At 39.9% G+C, this 21,839-nt stretch carries 22 protein-coding genes and 1 pseudogene; 15 read left to right on the top strand and 8 right to left on the bottom strand.

What is annotated here, in order from left to right; genetic code table 11:
* Positions 1 to 64 precede the first annotated feature (64 nt).
* The 3 genes from MHH23_RS17255 to MHH23_RS17245 all read left to right on the top strand — a co-directional run bounded on the left by MHH23_RS17255 (position 65) and on the right by MHH23_RS17245 (position 2,425).
* Entirely contained in the window at positions 65 to 442 is a 378-nt protein-coding gene (locus MHH23_RS17255) for an OsmC family protein (RefSeq protein ID WP_024720244.1), read from the top strand.
* A 65-nt stretch (positions 443 to 507) separates the two neighbouring features.
* Positions 508 to 1,575, top strand: a complete 1,068-nt coding sequence (cax, locus tag MHH23_RS17250; protein WP_340959923.1) for a calcium/proton exchanger — start codon at positions 508 to 510, stop codon at positions 1,573 to 1,575.
* A gap of 67 nt (positions 1,576 to 1,642) precedes the next feature.
* Positions 1,643 to 2,425, top strand: coding sequence for a YfkD famly protein (locus MHH23_RS17245; RefSeq protein ID WP_017358796.1), 783 nt, complete (start codon positions 1,643 to 1,645; stop codon positions 2,423 to 2,425).
* Positions 2,426 to 2,799: 374 nt separating this feature from the next.
* Here the strand turns inward: MHH23_RS17245 and MHH23_RS17240 are convergent, their stop codons facing one another.
* From MHH23_RS17240 to yfkAB, 4 genes are all read right to left on the bottom strand, one after another.
* Positions 2,800 to 3,519, bottom strand: a complete 720-nt coding sequence (locus tag MHH23_RS17240; RefSeq protein WP_007496614.1) for a YebC/PmpR family DNA-binding transcriptional regulator — start codon at positions 3,517 to 3,519, stop codon at positions 2,800 to 2,802.
* A 132-nt stretch (positions 3,520 to 3,651) separates the two neighbouring features.
* Positions 3,652 to 4,062 carry a nuclear transport factor 2 family protein gene (locus MHH23_RS17235; RefSeq protein ID WP_340959921.1) on the bottom strand — a complete coding sequence of 137 codons (411 nt, stop codon included), beginning with the start codon at positions 4,060 to 4,062 and terminating at the stop codon, positions 3,652 to 3,654.
* Between the two features lie 90 nt (positions 4,063 to 4,152).
* Positions 4,153 to 4,989, bottom strand: coding sequence for a mechanosensitive ion channel family protein (locus MHH23_RS17230; protein WP_159159460.1), 837 nt, complete (start codon positions 4,987 to 4,989; stop codon positions 4,153 to 4,155).
* A 7-nt stretch (positions 4,990 to 4,996) separates the two neighbouring features.
* Positions 4,997 to 6,118, bottom strand: coding sequence for a radical SAM/CxCxxxxC motif protein YfkAB (gene yfkAB / locus MHH23_RS17225; protein WP_017358799.1), 1,122 nt, complete (start codon positions 6,116 to 6,118; stop codon positions 4,997 to 4,999).
* 147 nt (positions 6,119 to 6,265) lie between these two features.
* Between yfkAB and MHH23_RS17220 the strand changes: the two genes are divergently transcribed.
* On the top strand, positions 6,266 to 6,457 hold the full coding sequence (locus tag MHH23_RS17220; RefSeq protein WP_003218031.1) for an SE1561 family protein: 192 nt from the start codon (positions 6,266 to 6,268) through the stop codon (positions 6,455 to 6,457).
* A gap of 102 nt (positions 6,458 to 6,559) precedes the next feature.
* Entirely contained in the window at positions 6,560 to 7,351 is a 792-nt protein-coding gene (pdaA, locus tag MHH23_RS17215; RefSeq protein ID WP_039168013.1) for a delta-lactam-biosynthetic de-N-acetylase, read from the top strand.
* A 232-nt stretch (positions 7,352 to 7,583) separates the two neighbouring features.
* Here pdaA and MHH23_RS17210 read toward each other — a convergent pair.
* From MHH23_RS17210 to MHH23_RS17200, 3 genes and pseudogenes are all read right to left on the bottom strand, one after another.
* Positions 7,584 to 8,078, bottom strand: a pseudogene (locus MHH23_RS17210) (DUF2716 domain-containing protein).
* Positions 8,079 to 8,111: 33 nt separating this feature from the next.
* Positions 8,112 to 9,071, bottom strand: a complete 960-nt coding sequence (gene corA / locus MHH23_RS17205; protein ID WP_041506595.1) for a magnesium/cobalt transporter CorA — start codon at positions 9,069 to 9,071, stop codon at positions 8,112 to 8,114.
* A gap of 131 nt (positions 9,072 to 9,202) precedes the next feature.
* On the bottom strand, positions 9,203 to 9,715 hold the full coding sequence (locus MHH23_RS17200) for a hypothetical protein (protein ID WP_017366836.1): 513 nt from the start codon (positions 9,713 to 9,715) through the stop codon (positions 9,203 to 9,205).
* Between the two features lie 433 nt (positions 9,716 to 10,148).
* On the opposite strand from MHH23_RS17200, the gene MHH23_RS17195 reads away from it, so the two are divergent.
* The 10 genes from MHH23_RS17195 to MHH23_RS17150 all read left to right on the top strand — a co-directional run bounded on the left by MHH23_RS17195 (position 10,149) and on the right by MHH23_RS17150 (position 19,564).
* On the top strand, positions 10,149 to 11,018 hold the full coding sequence (locus MHH23_RS17195; RefSeq protein ID WP_335350765.1) for a DNA-3-methyladenine glycosylase family protein: 870 nt from the start codon (positions 10,149 to 10,151) through the stop codon (positions 11,016 to 11,018).
* Between the two features lie 102 nt (positions 11,019 to 11,120).
* Positions 11,121 to 12,506, top strand: a complete 1,386-nt coding sequence (rlmD, locus tag MHH23_RS17190) for a 23S rRNA (uracil(1939)-C(5))-methyltransferase RlmD (protein WP_411801873.1) — start codon at positions 11,121 to 11,123, stop codon at positions 12,504 to 12,506.
* Positions 12,507 to 12,644: 138 nt separating this feature from the next.
* Entirely contained in the window at positions 12,645 to 13,055 is a 411-nt protein-coding gene (locus MHH23_RS17185) for a DUF6508 domain-containing protein (protein ID WP_268431492.1), read from the top strand.
* A 26-nt stretch (positions 13,056 to 13,081) separates the two neighbouring features.
* Positions 13,082 to 13,600 carry a hypothetical protein gene (locus MHH23_RS17180; RefSeq protein WP_340959917.1) on the top strand — a complete coding sequence of 173 codons (519 nt, stop codon included), beginning with the start codon at positions 13,082 to 13,084 and terminating at the stop codon, positions 13,598 to 13,600.
* Positions 13,601 to 13,734: 134 nt separating this feature from the next.
* Positions 13,735 to 14,562, top strand: coding sequence for a MerR family transcriptional regulator (locus MHH23_RS17175; RefSeq protein ID WP_340959916.1), 828 nt, complete (start codon positions 13,735 to 13,737; stop codon positions 14,560 to 14,562).
* 26 nt (positions 14,563 to 14,588) lie between these two features.
* Positions 14,589 to 15,776 carry an MFS transporter gene (locus tag MHH23_RS17170; RefSeq protein ID WP_335364447.1) on the top strand — a complete coding sequence of 396 codons (1,188 nt, stop codon included), beginning with the start codon at positions 14,589 to 14,591 and terminating at the stop codon, positions 15,774 to 15,776.
* Positions 15,777 to 15,966: 190 nt separating this feature from the next.
* On the top strand, positions 15,967 to 16,797 hold the full coding sequence (locus tag MHH23_RS17165) for a DNA alkylation repair protein (protein ID WP_340959915.1): 831 nt from the start codon (positions 15,967 to 15,969) through the stop codon (positions 16,795 to 16,797).
* Positions 16,798 to 17,038: 241 nt separating this feature from the next.
* Positions 17,039 to 17,608: a hypothetical protein gene (locus MHH23_RS17160; protein ID WP_335364445.1), complete on the top strand. Its 570-nt coding sequence runs from the start codon at positions 17,039 to 17,041 to the stop codon at positions 17,606 to 17,608.
* 31 nt (positions 17,609 to 17,639) lie between these two features.
* Positions 17,640 to 18,914, top strand: a complete 1,275-nt coding sequence (locus MHH23_RS17155) for a hypothetical protein (RefSeq protein WP_340959912.1) — start codon at positions 17,640 to 17,642, stop codon at positions 18,912 to 18,914.
* Positions 18,915 to 19,282: 368 nt separating this feature from the next.
* Entirely contained in the window at positions 19,283 to 19,564 is a 282-nt protein-coding gene (locus MHH23_RS17150; protein ID WP_024720262.1) for a hypothetical protein, read from the top strand.
* A gap of 55 nt (positions 19,565 to 19,619) precedes the next feature.
* On the opposite strand, the gene MHH23_RS17145 is transcribed toward MHH23_RS17150, so the two are convergent.
* Complete coding sequence (locus tag MHH23_RS17145) at positions 19,620 to 21,128, bottom strand: helix-turn-helix domain-containing protein (RefSeq protein WP_340959909.1); 1,509 nt, start codon at positions 21,126 to 21,128, stop codon at positions 19,620 to 19,622.
* Positions 21,129 to 21,839 lie beyond the last annotated feature (711 nt).

The raw sequence follows: 21,839 nt of genomic DNA, 5'->3' as shown, positions 1-21,839 counted from the left end.
TACAAGTTCATGCTTTCATCGTACAATGGAACCATAGGGGTTTCAATAGAAAGGTGGAAAAGGAATGAAGCTGATATACGAAAATGATCGGTGGGTCGCAAATGCTGATCAAAGGCAGCTGTCTATTTCGGGAAATAAAGAAGCGGGATACAGGCCGTATCAATTGTTCACCTCGGCTATTGCGGGCTGTTTTGGAGAAATGGTCATTCATGTATGCCGGAAAAAACGAATATCCTATCAAGGACTGACCATTACACCTGAAACGACAAGAGAAGGAACTGTAAACAAAATCACTCATATTCATTTACATATGATCTTTGAAAGCATCAGCACCTCTGATGAACAGCTGGAAAAAGTAATGAAACTTGCGTTGAAGCATTGCTCCATGGTGCAATCCGTGAAAGGAACGATTGATATCACCCTTTCACACGAACGAATCTAAATGTATATGATGCCGGCACTCACGAAAGAATAACAGTCAGATATGATGTAAAGGAGATTGGCTGTATGAATCGTTTGTTTCTTGTGATTGTCGCAATCGGTGTTCCATTATCTGTAATTGGCAGTTTTCTTCATTTCCCGCAGGCTGTCATGTTCGCCGTCTATTGTATCGCCATCATCGGTCTTGCAAGTTATATGGGAAGAGCGACAGAGAGTCTTGCCATTATAGCGGGACCAAGAATTGGTGGGTTATTAAACGCTACTTTTGGAAATGCAGTGGAATTAATCATTTCATTTTTTGCATTAAAACAAGGACTCACCGCCATTGTCCTTGCTTCACTCACTGGCTCAGTGATCGGCAATTTACTGCTTGTGGCTGGACTGTCTTTTTTCGTTGGCGGATTGAAATTTAAACGACAAGAGTTCAATGTACACGATGCAAGGCATAACTCTGGGCTTCTTATGTTTGCGATTATTGTGGCATTTGTCATTCCAGAAGTCTTTTCCATAGGGATGGCAGAAGAGCGTCAATTTGTTTTAAGTATCGGCATTAGCATTGTGATGATTTTGCTTTATGTCGCAGCACTCTATTTCAAACTGGTCAGCCACAGAGGTGTTTATGTTGCCAAGCAGGAAATTGCGGAAGGGGAAGCAGCGACGGAAGAAGAAACACCAGAGTGGTCGGGGAAATTTGCCACGGCGATTTTACTCCTTGCGACAATTGCTGTGGCGTATATTTCAGAGCGGCTCGTCCATACATTTGACACGGTCGGAGAACAGTTTGGCTGGAGTGAGCTGTTTATCGGGGTCATCATTGTTGCGATTGTCGGTAATGCAGCAGAACACGCTTCTGCCGTCATCATGGCATATAAAAACAAAATGGATGTCGCGGTCGAAATTGCTTTCGGTTCCACGCTTCAAGTCGCCATGATGGTCGCACCGATCCTTGTGATCAGCTCTCTGTTTTTTGAAAAGCAAATGCCACTGATCTTCTCATTACCAGAGCTCATTGCCATGGCATCCTCTGTTTTACTAACGGTCATCCTTTCAAATGATGGGGATACGAACTGGTTTGAAGGTGCTACATTGCTCGCTGCCTATTTTATTATGGCGATTGGATTTTTCCTTTTATAATCTTTTGTGGATAAGGGACGTCTTTCGGGAAAATACTATGGAAAAATGAATGAGAAAGAGTGATGATATGAAAAAGATGCCCCGCATCATGTTTGTTGTTCTCTTATCCTTAAGTTTTCTATACAGCTTTCCAGCCGAGGCAGCAAAGCCGTTTAAGGTGCCATCGTCTGTCGCCAGTATCTCAAAGGAAAATACGTATCCAAATGCGTCACAAGATCAACCGCTGCTACAGCCGAGCGAGCTGACGGCCGAATTATTTAAAACAACAAGTGTACCAATTGAAAATACACATTTAATTAAAATGCTGAATGAATCCAGTATCTCAGGTACACCGCTAGCAGTTGGCTACAGGGCAACGATTTTTCTTGGAAGATGGGCACTCAGCTATGATTCAAACGAAACTGTCGCCAATTGGGAATACAAAAAAGTGAACACGAATCACATTGATAATAGAGGCGGAAACAAAACAGCCATCGGCAAATATGTGCAAAAGCAACAAGTAAAAGTAAGTGGAGGGCTCACAGCAAAAGTACCAAACCCAGAAGATGTGAAAACATTGATGATGCAAAAAGCCATCCAAAAAACAAAACTTCCGCTCGCCTTCGACACAGTGATTGGTGCAGGAACAAAGCGAGATCAGTCCTACCACGTCTCTCCGAAAAAAGCAGCATCCCTGCATGCATACGCTCCAGCCATTAACGAAAAAGGAAAGGTTACTTACGGAGAAGTGTATCTTGTGCTCAAGGGAAATAAACGCAAACTTGTCGTAAAAAATGTGACCTCACAAGGAATCGGCGCTTGGATTCCTGTTCAGGATCACCTGACGTTTGGGTTTCAAGGGATGAATTAAAAACAGTCATCTCCTCTTACCAAGGGGAGATGACTGTTTTTTGATTAAGATGTCCTATCGTTTTTCTTTTTCATTTCATGAATGTAAAAATCAAAGGCGTTATATAAAAACCATACAAAGAAAAGAAAGAGAAAGACTTTAGTGAATATCGTCAAATTGTTGAAAATTAAGCATAGGCCAATAAAAGGGAGGATCATAAAGCCATAATACGAAAACCACCATGTTTTAAAAATGAAACTCAGCTCCTTGGTTATTTGTGGAAACGACTCTTTCTTCATATTACATGGTCTTGAGTAGAACGTAAACCTTACCTAGACAATAAAAAAGCCAACGCGGAAGTTGAATGAATCCAACAACTACGATGGCTTAGCTGATTATTCCCCTAAATCCACATTATGATAAACTTGCTGCACGTCTTCAAGCTCTTCTAATACATCGATGAGTTTTTCAAATTGTGCTTTCGATTCATCATCTAATGTCACTTCGTTTTGAGGCAGCATTGTGATTTCAGCGACAGTAAATTCTTCTACGCCTGCCTGTTTGAACGCTTCTTGAACTTGATGGAATTGATCTGGTTCAGCGTAGACGATCACCGTATCATCTTCTTCCATAATGTCACGTACATCAATGTCTGCTTCCATTAAAAGTTCAAGCGTTTCTTCTTCGCTTTTCCCCTCGACACCGATCACCGCTGTTTGGTCAAACATGTAAGCAACAGATCCACTGACGCCCATATTTCCGCCGTTTTTCCCAAATGCTGCACGAACATCAGACGCTGTGCGGTTGACGTTATTGGTCAGGGCATCAACGATCACCATAGATCCGTTTGGACCAAATCCTTCGTAACGCAGCTCATCGAAGTTCTCTTCTGCACCGCCTTTTGCTTTTTCAATCGCACGGTCCACAATGTGTTTTGGGACACTATATGTTTTTGCACGTTCTAGGACAAAACGAAGTGCTTGGTTTGATTCTGGATTTGGCTCACCTTGCTTGGCAGCCACATAGATTTCACGCCCGAATTTTGCGTAAATACGACTTGTATTGGCATCCTTTGATGCTTTCTTTTCTTTAATGTTGTTCCATTTACGACCCATCTTATTCACTCTCTTTCAATTAGTAAATACACAGTATGAGGGTCCCCATGCTGCATGAAATCAATCTGCTTTCTATTATACATGAATCAGTCAAGAGGATAGAAGTAAGAGGGCTGAAAAGAAAAGAATTCCTTAGCTGATATGTCCAAGTTGTTCAAGCGTCTTATTTTTCTCATGCGGTCTAGTCAGCTCATCACACCGAATGATTCTACCATTTAATAAAGTAAATAACGCCATCACATCTATTAGACCGTGGTCTCCTGTGGACAGCTCAACATGTACAGTGTAACGAAAACACCCTTGCTGAGTCTCTTCATCAAACAACATATCGTGAAAGGTAGGGATGTCGAGCTGTTTGGTCATGACTTTTAATGTGGAGAGATGCTTTTTAAATTCATTAAGGGAAGAGACCTTTCCATCAGTGACTTGCTGATAATCTGAAGAAAAATAAGTCTCCACCTTTTCTATATCTAATTGGATTAACACCTCTTGATACATTTGCTTAATAAAAAAAATCGCTTCAGTTTTTCTCAATATAAACATCCTTTCTTTTAGTTAGCTGGTTAACTATATAGTATTATAATTAACCGGTTAACTAAAAACAATCAAAAAATAACCCCATCAAAAATGAGGTTATTTTGCAGGCTGTGGATAGACGAGATCCTCAAGCAATTTCACATCATGCTGGTGAAGTTGTGTGATCATTTCTTTTCGCACAGCGAGGACGGCTTCGAAGTATTTTTCATCCTCGACCATTCCTTTTACGGTGATCTCAATCCCGCGATTTAATTTATTGAGCCCCATAATGCCATGAACCTGAAAAGGTTCAATGGCGTTTTGGAATTCATCTTTTTTCAGTAAATCATGATGCATTTGATTTAACTGATCACATGCTGTTTCTAGCGCCTTGAAAGCAATGTCAGGATTTTGGTTTGCACTGATCAAGACTGACTCTGTGATACGCATGTAGTGCATATTGTAGTTTTGGATTTGACGAATGTCTCCGTTTGAAATGGTTAACAGCTTGCCGCTCCATTCTCTAATTTGCAAAGACCGGAGACCAATTTCTTCAATGGTTCCGTTAAAAAGATTATTGACCGTCACATAGTCACCTTTATGAATTTGCCTTTCATAAATGAGGAAGATGCCGGCTAAAATATCACGAATCAAGGTCTGAGCGCCAAAACCAATGACGATTCCAGCAACACCAGCCCCCGCAAGAATCTTCCCAAAGTCATGAAAGAATAGAGAAATCACATATAAGACAAAACATATGGAAGCTGTATACTTTGAAACCGATTTGACCAAGCTCTCAATCGTTTTTTTCTTCTTGTCTTCAATGAATTCAGTGCGTTTAAAGAAAATCTGAAGCGCTTTGTTGATCATAAAGACGGCAAGCCAAAGAATGAGGCCAACAAGGAGAATTTCAATGTATTTGTTCTTGACCACTGTCAGAAATGTTTCGTCCATCTATCGGTTACCCCCTGGCTGTACGAGAAGTAAAATCAACATCTTGATAATAACTGTTTTTCACAAGAACATTCGGACCAAGGCATTGCACACTTGGGCAATGACAATTCAGTTCTTTTGCCAATTTTGTGTTCATCCAGCGTGTATAAGCTGATTGCAACGTATCGGTTTCAATATTTCCTAATGGCGGTGTATCGCCAAAGTCTGTCACAATAATATTCCCATCAAAAATATTCACATTCAACCGTGAACGGCCATCAGGGTCATTTCGTACTGTCACATTTTTCGCTTGACGCAATCGAGTCAAGAGGCGCTGGTCTTCTTCATCTGTGCTGCATGAATAAAATGGCAATGTGCCAAACAGCATCCATGTGTTCTCATCACGAACATCGAGCAGCTGATGAATCGCATCCCGCATTTGCGGAAGCGACAATGATTCAAGGGCGCTCGCAAAATCACTTGGATACATCGGGTGAACTTCGTGGCGCTGGCATTTCATCTCGTCCACGATTTGACGATGGATGTGTTCAATATAAGGAAGCGTACGCTTATTCAGCATCGTTTCAGCAGATACGGTTACACCCGCTTTCACAAGTGCTTGACTATTCTCAATCATGCGGTTAAACAATTTCTCGCGCTGCTCAAAGGTTGGCTTTCGGTCCATCATTGCAAAACCAACCGTAGCAAACTCTTCGACTGTTCCCCAGTTATGTGAAATGTGTAGGACATCCAAGTATGGAATAATCTCTTCATATCGAGCCAAATCAAGTGTTAAATTCGAATTAATTTGGGTACGGACGCCGCGTTCATGGGCATACTTTAATAAAGGAACGACATATTCCCGTACAGATTTCAGAGACAGCATCGGCTCTCCGCCTGTAATGCTAAGGGAACGCAAGAGCGGTACTTCATCTAAACGGCGAAGCAGTAAATCGAGTGGCAGTGCATTCGGATCTTTTGGCTGCAAAGTATAGCCAACCGCACAGTGCTCACATCTCATGTTACACAACGTCGTTGTCGTCAATTCAATATTTGTCAGCTTCATTTCTCCGTAATCCTGCACATCGAGATAGGCTTCCCAAGGGTCGAATGCAGGTGTAATCGGACGAAGTGCTGTTTTTTGGTTCATGGTATCTATCTCCTTTTCATTCGGGCAAACATAGACCCGCCAACAGTTAATTTTAAGCCCCATCACCGTTATACGCAAGAGGGGACACAATTGATTTACAAAGGAAAAAAAGATAAGCTATAAACAAATGCTAAAGGGAGTGTATCTATGGGCAAGGCAGCAGACAGCAAAGAGCAGCAGGTTGATTATTTAAAGAACCGATTAGATATGTTTATGAATGTGATTGATTCATTAGATCCTGAATCCACAGACGTTGAGGATATAGACAGACTCATCCAGATGATTGACGACCTGGAAGCGAAATATGAACGGTTTAAAACCGATTGGAAGGAAGAATAGCTCGCGCTGATGCGGGCTTTTTTCTTTAAATTGGCAGGTCAAAAAGTGTATGAGTACCCGGTATATTCTGCACAATAGAAGAAAAACCGGGAAGTGACGTAAATGAAAAAATGCATACTGATCTGTCTATGTGCGCTTTTTGTATCGATGCCTTTTTCAAACTTAGAAGCCGTGTCTAATCAGCCGATTCATTGGGGATTTGCTAAAAGCAAAGAGCACAAGCCAGCAGATGCCGGCAAGGAACTGACGACACTCTTAAAGAAATATGATGCTTTCTATTTAGGAAATACGAAAAAGAAAGAGATTTATTTTACATTCGACAATGGCTATGAAAATGGGTACACACCCAAAATCTTGGACGTGCTGAAAAAACATCAAGTACCGGGCACCTTTTTTGTGACTGGGCACTTCGTAAAGGATCAGCCGAAGCTCGTCAAACGTATGGCAGAGGAAGGTCATATTATTGGCAACCATTCCTATCACCATCCAGATTTAACAACAAAGAGCACGAAAGAAATCAAAGAAGAGCTAGATCGTGTCAATGAAGCGGTATACAAAATCACAGGAAAACAAGATAACCTCTACCTTCGTCCACCGCGCGGGGTGTTCAGTGAAAGGGTACTAAAGGAAACGAAACAGCTTGGCTACCAAACCGTTTTCTGGTCAGTAGCGTTTGTAGATTGGCATATCCACCATCAAAAAGGAAAACAGTATGCGTACAATCAAATGATGAAACAGGCGCATCCGGGTGCCATTTACTTACTTCATACCGTCTCAAGGGACAATGCCGAGGCACTTGATGATGCCATCACTGCTTTAAAAAAACAAGGATATACCTTTAAAAGCTTAGACGATCTCATGCTTGAAAAAGTATGGCATCTTCCTCAGCTATAGAAAAAAGCTTGCAGACACTGCAAGCTTCAGCGTGTAGCCAAACCCTCGCATTCGTTGTCAGTCCTGTGTGCTGGTGCTCACGAATGTGAAATTCGCTCCGCGCCAGTACTCGTCCTTCCTAGACTGCAAAGGTTTTCTATCACGCTGAAACGAAGACAAAGGGCTAAAATTAAGTTCATTTTAGCCCTTTGTCAACAATCCGAAGCTTGCAGACATCTGCAAGCTTTTTGACTTATCCTTCTCTTATTTTACGCTGGAACAAAAGGGGACGATGACGAGTAAAGGAGTCAATCAAGCCCTCACCGAAAATCGTGATGCTTTGCTCCCAAGGATGTCCTAGTAAACCCCAGGTCATCTCTTTCGATAAAAAGAAATAGTCATCTCCATTTGGGAGCACAGGAACTCTCTATTCTTCAAATTCATCTTTTTCAAATGAGCCGTATGGTGTGATCCAATAGCATTCGTGCTGCCAATCAAGTACCTGCATATATTCGTCGGTTCCGGTGATATTCTCCTGAAAAGACAGCAGTGCCTTCATTTCAAGGTCTTCATCCGCACTTAGGAGAGAAGGGTCCTCGAAATAAGCAGAGATATCATATGTGATGTAAGGAGATGGTGCTTGAAAACCGGGAAAGCGAGAGATGCTTGGGTTAAATTTAAACTTTTGATCAAATGTTTTCCATGCGTACTTTAGTTCTTTGTCTGTCAGTGGAATCCAGTTTTCCATAGTATCTCCCTTTCAAGCACTTCTCTCAAAAAACTACTTAAAAATCCTAAACCATCCTTTATGTTTAAACCACAAAAGCATCCCTGAGACAAGCAAACCCATGAAAATCAGTACGCCAAAATAGCCATATTTCCAGTGTAATTCAGGCATGTTATCAAAGTTCATACCATACACCCCAACAATAAAGGTCAGTGGAATAAAAATCGTCGAGACAATGGTCAGTGTCATCATGATGGCATTCATTCGATTGGAATTTAGTGTTTGATAGCTGTCTCGTAAATCGGCTGTCATATCACGGTTTGACTCAACGATTTCTGTTAGTTTCAATAGATGATCATAAATATCATTAAAATATGCTTGCCGGTTTGCATCGCTTTTCATCATATTCGTGTTCACAATTCGATATAAGAGGTCCCTCATCGGGATAATGGTTCTGCGTAGTTTGAGCAAATCGGATCGAATACCGAATACTTCGTTCATTAATGTACCATACGTTTTATGCCCTTCTTCATCCTCGATTTCATTGAGCCTGTCCTCAATTTGATAAATAATAGGAAAATAATCATCGACGAGCTGGTCAATCAGCATATAAGCCATATGCTCTGGACCGCTCTTTCGTGCTTTATCAGACCCTTTGAGCTTTCGAATGACTCGATCAATGTAGGGTGCTTCCTTCAAATGAAAAGTAACGATATAGTTTTCTCCAACAAACAGGTCGACTTCTTCAGATCGAAGTGTTTTTTGATTGAGGGCATGAAGGACGAAAAATAAATACCCTTCATAAAAATCAAGCTTCGGCCGCTGTAAATAATGGAAGCAGTCTTCAATCGCAAGCGGATGGAACTGAAAAAATTCCTTTAACAGTGCTGCTTCCTTTTCCGTTGGCGCATAAAAATCAATCCAATACCAGGCAATATCGGGGCTTGAAAGCTGCTGCAATGTTGCATGTTCAATCAAGTCGCCGTTTTTTGTCACTGCAAGTTTTTTCAGCATATGCACCCCTCCAGACTTGCATTATATCATGAAGCACCGGCGGTGAACTTATACGTTTTCACCATAAAAAAGCCGATCTCATCGCTGAGATCGGTCCAATGTGCGTGTATGATTGATGGATAAAGCGAGAATTAAGGACGATGGAACGTAACGAATTTATTTTGACGGTCAAACCAGCCTCTAAATGCCCAGTTATCCCAGCCGCCATCGCCGTTGTTTTTAAAAGTACCGCTTTCAAAAACCCAAATACCGTAAACAACATTACCAAGGTTAGCAGTAGCGAAAGTTTTCACGCCATTAAAGCGGTCTTCATAGTTTTGGCTTAGGTTAAAGACCATGACGTTATATCTGCCGCCAGCAGCATAGAATGTGCTTTCCATTACACCTTTAACGAATCCAGAACGGTTGGCATTTGCATTTACTGCGTTAATGATTGCATTGGCAATTCCAAGGACATCGAAATTGACGTTAACATTAGGACTAGCTGTCGTTCCAGCTTTACCTTCAGCAGCTTTGTTTAAAACAGTTTGCTGTAGTGTAGTAGAGACGGGTGCTGATGATGTTTTTTCAGCAGCGTCAGCGAATACTGGTAGTGTCGAAGAAACAGCAGTGGCAAGGGCAACAGAAAGAATTGTTTTTTTCATTGGTCGGATCTCCTTTGTTTTTAAATTTTGGGTCTTCTTTTAGTAAAACGTGAAACTAGGTGAAGCCGGTTATCAATGAGGTAAATATGTTCCTGCAAGATGAAACAAATGATTGCCTAATCCGCTAATTCCTTTGTTCACCTCCTTGATATGTCATAATTATACAAATATTTTTGAAATAGAAGATATCACCCATAGGTTCTATTTCTAATTTAAGGAAAATGATCCTAAAATGTTGAAGATTGCTGTCGAATTTTAGCTGAATTCGACTAAAAATTTTCATCTATCCAAAAGGAGAATGACCATAAATAAGGAAGATATAACTGATAAATTCTTGTACTCTTTATATTTAAAAGTATTCAATATAGAGAATCATTCATGCAAAGTGAAACAATCACATCTGCGTGTGTTGGCAGAAAGGAAGAGGAAAAACATGTGGGAAAAACACCTATTGGTTGAACCGCCCTATCACTTCGATCAAGTGCTGAGACGTTTGTCGAGCGATCCATTAAAGGCGGTCGATCTGGATAAAAGAGAAATCAAAGTACCGATGAGGCTGAATCATAAACCGTACATTGCAGTCGTTCAAGCGACAGGAACAAAAGAAGCACCTTCGTTCCGGATACAGGCTAACGGGCCGGAGGAAGCGATCCTTTCTGAGGTGAAGCGGATATTTGGCATGGAGCATCAATTACACGCCGTGCATGACCATTTTGCTCAAACAAATCTTGCGCCCATTTTTGACCGTCATATCGGAACGCCGCTTATGCTGGATTTCCATCTATATCATTGCTTGATGAAATGCATCATTCATCAGCAGCTCAATCTTGCATTTGCTTATGAGCTGACGAAACGGTTTGTTCATACGTATGGTGAGCAAATCGACGGCGTCTGGTTTGACCCTTTACCGGAAACCATTGCATCACTTGAAACCGATGATTTGAGAAAACTGCAATTCAGTCAGCGAAAAGCGGAATATGTGATTGATGTCTCAAAGCGAATAGTGAGCGGCTCTCTGAATTTAGAAAAATTACACGACTTAACGGATATTGAAATTGAAGAACGTCTGCTTCCGATTAGAGGGATTGGACCTTGGACGGTTCAAAATGTCCTCATGAATGGACTTGGAAGACCAAATCTCTTTCCAATGGCAGATATCGGGATTCAAAATGCGATCAAACGTCACTTTGACCTGCCAGAAAAGCCAACAAAAGAAGAGATGGCAGTTTTAAGCAAGGAGTGGGCACCGTATTTAAGCTACGCCTCCCTTTATTTATGGAGAAGTATAGAGACAGATAAATAATTGAAAGGCATTTTCTCTCTTCGTCCAAGTCGTGATATACTATTCAGATGGAATAAAATGAGGACAACCGATAAAGGTTTAAATAGAACGGAGAGAATAAACGTGAAAGAAAAACAGCAAGGAGCCCTTCTGCAAAAGGGGCAGCAGTTCCCGCTTACCATTAAACGCCTTGGCATTAATGGGGAAGGGGTCGGTTATTTTAAAAAGCAAGTGGTCTTTGTCCCAGGTGCACTTCCAGGTGAGGAAGTAGTAGTTGAAGCAACGAATGTTCAAGCGAAATATGCAGAAGGTACGGTGAGGAAAGTCCGCAAGCGCTCAGAACATCGAGTGAAACCGCCGTGCCCAGTATACGAAGAGTGTGGGGGCTGTCAGCTTCAGCATTTGGCATACGAGCAGCAGCTAAAGGAAAAACGCGATATTGTCATTCAATCAATGGAGCGTCATACAAAGCTGTCGGTTGAAAAGATCGACATTAGACCAACAATCGGTATGGAAGATCCATGGCACTACCGGAATAAAAGTCAGTTCCAAGTCGGAAGATCACATAGCGGCGACATCATCGCAGGGCTTTATGGGCTGAATTCCCATAAACTTGTCCCGATCAAGGAATGTATCGTCCAGCATCCGAAAACGAACAAAACAACAGGCGTCGTCCGCAAAATTTTAGAGAAATTCGGCGTATCTGTCTACAACGAGCGGACAAGAAAAGGCGACGTGCGCTCGATTGTTGTGCGTGTCGGCTTTGAAACAGGTGAAGTCCAAGTCGTCCTTGTCACATCAAAGCCTGAGTTTCCAAAGAAAAAAGAAATCGCCGAAGCCATTCAAAAACGTCTGCCAGAAGTAACGTCTATTATGCACAATATCAATGGCGAAAAAACGTCAGTCATCTTTGGGCATAAAACATCGCACCTAGCTGGCAACATGGTCATCCAAGAATTTTTAGGAGACGTCTCCTTTGAATTGAGTGCACGGGCTTTCTTCCAATTGAATCCGAAGCAGACATTAAAGCTTTACGACGAAGCGAAAAAAGCGGCCAAACTGACTGGCAAAGAAAAGGTAGTCGATGCGTATTGCGGCGTTGGAACCATTGGAATGTGGCTCTCAGATGGAACAAAAGAAGTAAGAGGTATGGATGTCATCAAAGAATCAATTGATGACGCGAAGAAAAATGCCAAAAAACACGGCATGAAAAACGCAACTTATGTGACAGGCACAGCCGAACACTGGCTGCCAAAATGGGTCAAAGAAGGCTTCCGTCCCGATGTTATCGTCGTCGATCCGCCAAGAACAGGCTGCGAACGCACTTTCCTAGACACCGTTAAACAAGTCAAACCAAAACGCTTTGTCTACGTCTCTTGCAACCCATCTACACTAGCAAAAGACCTCGAATACATGTCAAAAGACTACAAGATCGAATACATGCAGCCAGTGGATATGTTCCCGCATACGGCACATGTGGAGTGTGTTGTATCAATGGTAAGACTGTAAAAAAAGTGAAGTAAATAAAAGACTGTCCGTAATTTGAATACTGGTGTCTAGCTGGTAGGATAATTACGGATTTTTTTATATACTAATCCATAGGTGTCGATCAGAGTAAACCATATGAATGAGGTAGAGGAGGATGGAATGAGTCAATTCGAGATTCTAACAAAATACATACCGATGCTTCACGAGGACCATATCGGAGAATGGGTGATCGATCAAGAAAATGATGGAACAGCAGAACACCCGATTCAGATGCCCTTTGTGAATTATTCCGAAACGGTCCGTCGTTTTATCGAGGATGTCTATACCTTTGCAGAACAACATCAAGAAATGGAGCTTACCCGCTACAGTGAGATCCTCAAAGAAAATGGCATTGAGGGTGGAACGAACGATATGGAGAATGTGGACATCTCAAATGTAAATGCGCAGTGTGTACTGGCTCTCATCATGGGGGTTCTGAGAGCTGAACGATTTTGCGATGGTGTCATACTCGATGTCTTTACAAAAGGAACTATTGTCAAGTGGCTTGAAAGATTGGAACGTTTGGAGTAAGAGAGACTAGTTTTCGGGGTGATCAAATGAAAAACAAAACAGATGTAGCCCACATGTTTCCTCCTATGAAAATAGAAGAAATTGATCATATTTTATTATATGATTTTGATGCAATAAAAATGGAAAAAGAAGATGAACGTATAAAATTCATTTTACAAGATCCCTATTGTCCTGATAAACATCATATTCACAGTGTGTATGTCATCTATAAAAGGTCTATACTCAATTTACTTGAAGGTAGGCTTCGTTCTATTCATAGTCATGAATTCATGACTGCTAAGAAAAAGGATCGAACGATTTCTATAGAAGATATAGAATATGTATTAGAGATCGCTACAGTTGTGGTTCTTGCAAGTGAAAATAATGGAATATTGACGAATTATTTTTATAGTGGAGTCGGACAAAGGTTAGATTGTATTTTTAATCTATGTTTAGGTTATTCAACACATTTACAAAAGAAAGAACATAAAGTAAGTTTGCAACGATTTATGGATGATATAAAGATTGTTGAAGAGATGGGATTGTTAGAAAAAATAGTAGGATAATGAGCAAAACCTAGATTTTAGAGAAATCTAGGTTTTTTCGTGCTTTTGAAAAATTTAATCAACTTCATGTTGACCTTCCCCTTAACTGAAAGGTTTATACTGTGATCAGATCAACAAAACGGAGGAGATGCAGGATGTTCAAGATCGGCGATTTTTCTATGTTAAGTAAAGTGCCTGTCAAAACCTTAAGATATTATGACCAAATTGATTTATTAAAGCCTCAGCAGATCGATCAAGATTCGGGATACCGTTATTACTCAGCTGAGCAGCTACTTGAGGTCAATCGAATTTTTCTTTATAAGGAATTAGGCTTTACGTTAAAACAAATGGGGCAGCTTCTTCGTGAAGATATCTCAGTAGAGCAAATTCAGGGCATGTTTCTCTTGAAAGAGAGTGAGATTCAGCAATTGATCGAGAGAGAACAACAGAAATTAGCCCGTATTAAGGAGCGAATGCACCTCATCAAACGAGAGGGGTGTGTTGAAAAAGAACAGGAGATCATCATCAAATCTGTTGAAAGTAAACGCATCATGTCTTTTCAATCCAACGGAACTGTTGAAGAAATCCCTTCATTCTTTCAAATGTTTCATCATTTATTACATAAACATCAACAAGAATCGATCTCGGGACCACAAGTAGTGCTATGGAGAGAATCACTGGAGAAAGAAAGTGAGTTCGAATTTGAGGTGGGGTATTCCGTCAAATCGTTAAGGTGCTCTCTTCCTCAGGGAATGACAATTCGCACGTTACCTGCAGAAGACACCATGGCAACACTCTTATTTCATTCCCATTCTCCATCCGCACAAACTGCTTGTGTTGACCTGGCGACATGGATTGAACATAACGGATACCGCGTGAAAGATGATCAGCCGGGCCGAGAAATCTATTACCCATTGTCAGAAAATGAAGAAGGCAGACTCATTGAAATTCAAATTCCTATTAAAAATGAAATCAAATCGTAAACATGGCCCAAAGGAGAAACGTCACGATGCAAAATAAAACCGTTGTCTATTTACTTGCTTTAGCAGCTTTTTTAATCGGAACGATCGAATACATCATTACTGGCATTATTCAAATGGTCGCACATGATTTACATGTCACAACGTCTACTGCTGGCTTATTGGTCACATCTTTAGCACTTTCGGCCGCAATCGGTGCACCGATTGTCATCGCACTAACCATCAATATGGACCGCAGAAAAATATTAACATGGATGCTGATCATTTTTATTTTAAGTAACTTCATCACAAGTATCAGCCATTCGTTTGAAATGGTCATGATCACAAGAGTTTTACAAGGAATCAGTGGGGGAACGGCGATTGTAGTGGCGATGGCGGTTGCAACTCGTCTTGTAGAACGGGAAAAAAGAGGAACAGCGATTGGCATCATTTTAATGGGATTAAGCAGCTCCTTGGTTTTAGGCGTTCCAATCGGGACATTTCTAAGCAGTATGATCGGATGGAAAGCATTATTCGCAGCCATTGGAGTGATCACGCTTATTCCGCTGATTGTGGTGTATAGGCGGATCCCTTCTATGAAAGAACAAGAGCCGGTGACGCTTCGTATGCAATTATCGATTTTAAAAGACAAGCGTATATTACTTGCAGTGGCAGTCACGTTATTCTATGTAGGGGGATATTCCACGTTATTTACCTATTTAACGCCCTTCCTGCAAAAGTCAGCCAACCTAAGCATCACAGAAATCAGTGGCATTTTGTTACTAGCGGGAATATGCAGCTTTTTAGGATCAAGCCTTGGAGGGATGGCAGCAGATAAAAAAGGACCCATCTTCACGATTTTTTCTGGCATCATCTTGCAAATCATGATGCTCATGCTACTAGCATTTGTCACAGGGAATCTCGTGGTCATGGTGGCTGTTATCATGATATGGATGATCGCAACATGGAGTACATCACCAGCTCAGCAGCTATATCTTGTAACCCTTGTTCCGAAATCTCCTGATATCGCATTAAGTGTCAATACATCATTTATTCAATTCGGATTTGCTTTAGGCTCGGGGTTAGGGGGGATTGTATTGAGCAGGACATCTATATTGCACCTGAGCTGGATCAGTGCTGGAACGGTTCTTCTCGCTTTACTCATGACCATCTTGATGGTGGCGTTTGACAGAATCTCTCAGCAGAAGAGTTTGAAGGTGATCGAGCAAGGAAGGTAACTTAAATTCAATTTTGTATGGAAGGGACTACTTATTTCGGGTAGTTCCTTTTTGGTTTGAAGAATGCACCAGTAAAGTTGTTTATTTGATACAATAGGGGGCAATATCCAAAGATTGAAGGCATTCATATATTTCTTTTAAAAACGATGAATATCAAACAAAAGCACCACTAGACGAGGAGAGAAAATAAATGCAAATAAGCGAGGAGATCATCAATCGAAAAGGTGCTCGAAAGGGGACTGATATCCCTCATGACGTCTTGTTCCTTTTGAATCAGGGAAAAATAGAGAGTGTGAATTTAACTGAATGGCTGGCTGTCAATCATATGACGTTATTACGTCATGTTTTGCCATCCGTTGGTTTAGACCATCATTTAGACGGTTTAACATCTAAGATCACTCAACAAAAGGCTGAGTCTGGAATGAAAGCAATTCGTCTTATCGGTCAATTGTTAGATGAATGGCTACAGAAAGAGAATGGGGAAAAACAAGCGGAAGTGCTACAGGCATTTACTCACCATGTATCTGATAGCGTCCGCTGTTGGGCTGCTTATATGAACAAACAACGTTTATCAACTTTGGAAGAGAAATTGGCGTACATTCAGCCATTTGCAGCTGATCATCATTTTGGAGTTCGAGAAATTGCGTGGATGTCAGTGAGAGAAAGCCTAACGGATCAGCTCGATCAAAGTATAGAACATTTAACAGCATGGGCTAAAAGTAAAGATGAAAATATTCGCCGATTCTCAGTAGAAGCTATTCGCCCAAGAGGTGTGTGGACAAAGCATATTGAGTCATTAAAACAAGAGCCAATGAGGGCACAGCCTATTCTAAACTTGCTCAAATCTGATCCATCAACATATGTTCAAGATTCTGTAGGAAACTGGCTTAATGACGCTAGTAAAACACAACCAAATTGGGTCATAAACCTGTGTGAACAGTGGTTAAAAGATTCTGATACAAAAGCAACCAGCAGAATTGTCAAGAAAGCCAAAAGAACGATTGTGAAGGGGAATTTTTAAACACTAATATGAACTGATTAGACAGTTCATGAAAATGAGTAAGCAGTCAATTCAGCGGTTTGAGAATAGGACTAAACCCATAGAGGCAAGCGAAAAAGTAAAGGGAATTACTCTTTACTTTTTTCGTGTGTGAAAAACCAAATTCACAATAGAAAGGAAAAATATTGAAACATTTTTCCGATAAAAACGTAGTACAGATAGAGCTTTTATTAGAACCAATAGAGAAGGAGAGGAGTATTGTATGGAACAAGTAGCACTGAAAAAGATGAGAACAAACCAATTAGTCACATGTAATTTAATAGCTGGCATCATGATCGTGACGTTTTCAATCTTTTTTCAAATCTTACATATTCAATTAACTCATTTGTTTTTTTGTCTAGGAATTGTTATGCTCTTTCAAAGTATTTTAGGATTCTTTAAAAGGAAATCAACAAAATCTTTCATTCCCATTTTTGAGCAGGTAGCTATTTATGAAAAAGAGAAGTTAGGAAAAGAGTGGGAGAAAGAACGGAGAACAGAAAATATTTCGAGAGTAGTATTGAGTGGTCTGATGTTTTTTCAGTCATTTAGCTTCCGAGATGTAACGAACCCATTCTTTGAAATACAACCTGCATTTCTATTTTTCTTAGTGGCTATGTTTCTAGTTATTATGAATGTAAGCATGCTTTTTCGCTTTAGAAAAATTGATCGATCTACTGAGGAACACGAATTAAAAGGGTATACAAAGGAATCAAATATGATGGGTTTGGTTTTAGGCCTTTTATCAGCTATCATCCTATTCGGCTTTATCATTATTTTCGTCCTTCCATAAGATAATCACTTAACAGATTGAGGTGAAACAAATGAATGAAACTCTACAGCATCTAATAGATGATACAAGAAAGAAGTTCGGCTTAGATGATTATCGTTTAAAAAACTACGAGTATTACCGAAATGTGAATATGTTTAATGAAACAATTTATAAATTGTGTATGGAATGGTTTCCTCCACATGAAACGGAACCTGTGGACGAAGATTTAAACCCGGATGGCACAGCCGTGATAGAAGTGAATTTGAATACAGGAAAGGTTGAGAGTGCTGTTTTTGTCATGGGTAAAACATATGCAAAGGAGGGTGTATGCTTTAATAGCGGCCAGAATGACGCCATCAAATGGATTGAACAAGAAACAGGGTTGATATATGGAGAGCACTTTCACTTGCATAAGGAGGAAAAAGGGGAGCTTATTTTTGAAGAAAAAATTGCTGGTGTACCAGTGACCCCTTCGGGCATGATTGATGTGAAATGGGATGAACATGGACAACTCATTTACTTTGTTCATCACGGCCCATTTGTCTCAATAAAAAAGCACAGGGCTGAAAAATATACGCTGCTCATTGAGAAGATTGAAAGCTTAGCCCTTCAGCAAGTGCAACGAATCGAATGGCCTTCCTTTGATCAGAATAAAATTCGTCCAATTTATGCGTTAGAAGAAGTGTATGTGAAGAATGATGGAACCGGAATCCTCCCGTTTGAAGGTACGATACAGGAACATCAATGTCTCAATATCAACCAAATCATCAAATGGGATGAACCAATAACTGAACCTTTTGTAAGAAAGGAATTAAATATCCAAGAAGACATCTCAGATGATCAAGCCTTTTCAATTGAACCCTCACCAGATACAACGCCCATAACAGAGGAAGAAAAAGATAAGTGTTTGAAAGCAGTTCAAAACTTGTTGAGTCAGGAATATCCTAACGACACCGGAAAATGGGTTTGCATTTCTCTTCATCGTGATCATTACATTCATGCAACAGTAAAAGCAAATAGACAAGAGAGAAGCTTGCTTACAGATAAAATCTTGATATTCATTGATGCCCTTACATTTGAAGCCGTTAATTACATAGATAGAAAAGAAATGTTTAAGGAGTGTGGCATGTTGGATGAACTCCAACCCCCTGGTAAAATCACCATGACAAAACAAGAAGCCTTCGAAAAATTAAAAAATCGGTTAGAGCTGACCCCCATCTATGTATATGATTTTACAGAAAAGCAGTATGTCTTATGTGGAAAACTAGATTGTCATGATGGAGTGGATGCAGTGAGCGGGGAAGTCATTCCTTTACAGGATATTTGAATTGGCACTTTACGCTATTGAAAGAACAGTCAGTGCTGTTCTTTTTTTGTCCCATCTCCCTCTTTTTTGCAGAAAAATGGAATATTGTAGCAGGAAGTTGTCGTTTCATCACGAAAGAAAACAGGTAAGAATATGATCATAGGTCCATTGTTTGAATTCGTGGTGGAGTCAATGAGATGACATAGGAAACGTTATACATATTGAACATTCGTTACAGTACAGTTGATCTACAGTTCATGTCTAAAAAGTGAGTGATCATGTCTCAAGCCGTATGCGAAAATACGTGTACCGAGATCATATGATGAGTTGGTTCCGTTTGTTTTTAGGTGAGTTTGAAGCCAAGTTAGAAGAAAGTGAGGATATCTACCTTGAGTACATTGGAAGTGTTTCGTCAGTTTTTGGTTGACCATTATCCTGCGTTACAAGATGAGCTTTGGCTGAAAGATGTTGATACCCTTCGAATCTCTCCTATTCTTCATCCTTTTCTGAAAAGCAAGCTGCCAGAAGGGATTGAAAAATTCACTTGTGTCCTATTCACGCAGCAAACAGATCAAACCACTGCCCCGCTCAAAGTATACCTTCTATTAGATGAATATGGGCAATCGCTCTACGCCATTGATTTGATGAATGAACAAATCGTGCTTCATTAATACAGAACCAAAAAGCTGCTTGAGAATGTCTCAGCAGCTTTTTTTATGATGAACATTAGTTTGTCATATCAACCAATCTTCGGTGTAAGTTGTCCAATTCTTTTTTTGTTGGAAAAGAGCTGATCAGCAGCGTAGATCGACTGAATTGAAGAGGAAGCTCAGTATCGGTCACAATCATATCAACCCCAAGTTGATCCATCGTGACATCATTTAACGAATTTTCTGGACTTGTGAAAATGTGAATGAGAGGAGGCACGCTTAATTTAATTAAATCAGCAATAAACAAACTATGATAATAACCTAATGTTGAAATAACAAAAATGTTCAGCACGTTTCTCCGTTCCATCTCCAAATGAACAAGCCCTCTCCAGGAAGATGTAATGATACGAATCAATTCCCGTTCATTTTTCACAAAAGAAGCAAGGATATCGTCTGTTTTTAACTCTTGGATGATATGACTAATCCTCGAATAGAAGTAGGGAAACTGTTTTTTCACCTCTGATAAATAGCTCGATTTCTTTTTGAAAAGGAATCCATCTCTCACGGTAATTTCATTGGAATACACATAATATTGGAGAAGAACGAGTGTCATCACCTTACGATTTGCTATTTCTTGATGAAAAATCGACTCCAACTGGGTGATAAATGAATGAATGGCATCATAGAGGCGTGGTGTATGCGACTGAAAGAACGTCAATTTTTCTTCGACAGTTTCAATTGATTTAAAGTGCCCAATAGCTGGTTCGATCAATAGCAAAAAGACAAATTCATGATGATCCAGCGTCACATCAAATACGTCTTTGGCCATTCGGCAGATGTGCTCTTCCCATCTTCTAATTTGATCATAGATTCCTTTAGCTGTAGAGGTTTGTTTTTCTTCAGTCATTGAGTATGTATATTTACGGCTGATTGTAAAACCTTTTCGCATTCGGTGAATGGAAACGCCGAGCCACAGGCAGTATTTATCTATCGCGACATCTGGTACATTGACTTCGAGCACCTGAAATAGTTCTTGTAATAAATGAACTGCGTCTTGTTTTTGAATATCATCAAATGGCCAAAGCCGGCTTCCATACACTTCAAATAAAAATTCAACAAAGAATTGGCGAATCTCCTTCTCATTCCCATGAAACTGCATACTATCTGGACGTAACTCAATGTCATAGGATGTAAGGATCGAGTTGATTTTATGAATCGTGTTATACAGTGTGGATCTACTGATATTCAGCGTGTCCATCCATTCATAGAAAGATCTGTTTTCTTCGAAAAAAATGCCGTCAATCAATCGGATTTCAATCGTATCTTTTAAAATTTCTTTAATATAGTAGTCCACTCGAATTGTCTCGGTATAACAAATGGAAATGCCTTGTCTTGGCTTTATGTGGATTAACGGCTCTCCATTTTCTGTTTGGAACGATTTCATTTGTTCTAAATCGCTTTGAATCGCACGAACCGAGCCGATATTTTCATTCGATATCTCTTGAAGGCTCCACCACTTATTTTTGGATACAAGCAATTTTAAAATGTTTATCCATCTCTTTGATTTATTATCAATGAGCTCCATCAAACAACTAACTCCTTCCTTTGACTTGCCTCTATATATTATGAAGTTCAGATGAAGAACATTTGAGCTCAAAATAGGCATGAAATGATTGTAATGTTTTGCCTAAATCGTTTTGTCTTCACTTTTGACGATAAAAGAGAAAAAAATTAGACGAAAACAAATGTTATTCGCTGATTCTCCATATTTTTCTTTTAAAAGGTGATAAGTATGCCATGAATCCTATAAAAATGGATCATTTTGTTTATTTTTTTGCTGCTTAAACGGTAAATGTAAGAATAAAAAGCATCGGCTTTTTGATTACCATATGGAAGGGAGTAGAAGGAATGCGATCTATATGATGCTGAACTATCTCACCATACATACCATATGAGTCATGCTTGTTTTATATGAACGTTCTATATGTGAATACATGCTTATATATGCATGTACTAATCATTTGTTGTTCGTTCCAGTATAAATAGAAAAATTCACATGTCTTCTTTTCATGTTCCCTCTCACTATTCCCCATTGCTATAGACCCCTATCCAGCTACTATATCTACTACTCATGATGACCTTTCAAACTCATGATTCATCAACTCATTTTATTCATTGGGTCTTAAGGTGCAATTTTTAGAAAAATTTGATCAGAAGCGGAGTGATTGATCAGACAGTATACAAATGATTTTTTAATCGTTGTTGAAAAATAATTGTAGAAAAGGGTGGATGTATT

Source organism: Bacillus sp. FSL K6-3458 (assembly GCF_038005045.1).
GTDB classification, from domain to species: Bacteria; Bacillota; Bacilli; order Bacillales; family Bacillaceae; genus Bacillus; species Bacillus altitudinis.
The sequence above is the reverse complement of the archived record's forward strand: the minus strand, read 5'-3'. Positions and strand labels throughout refer to the sequence as shown.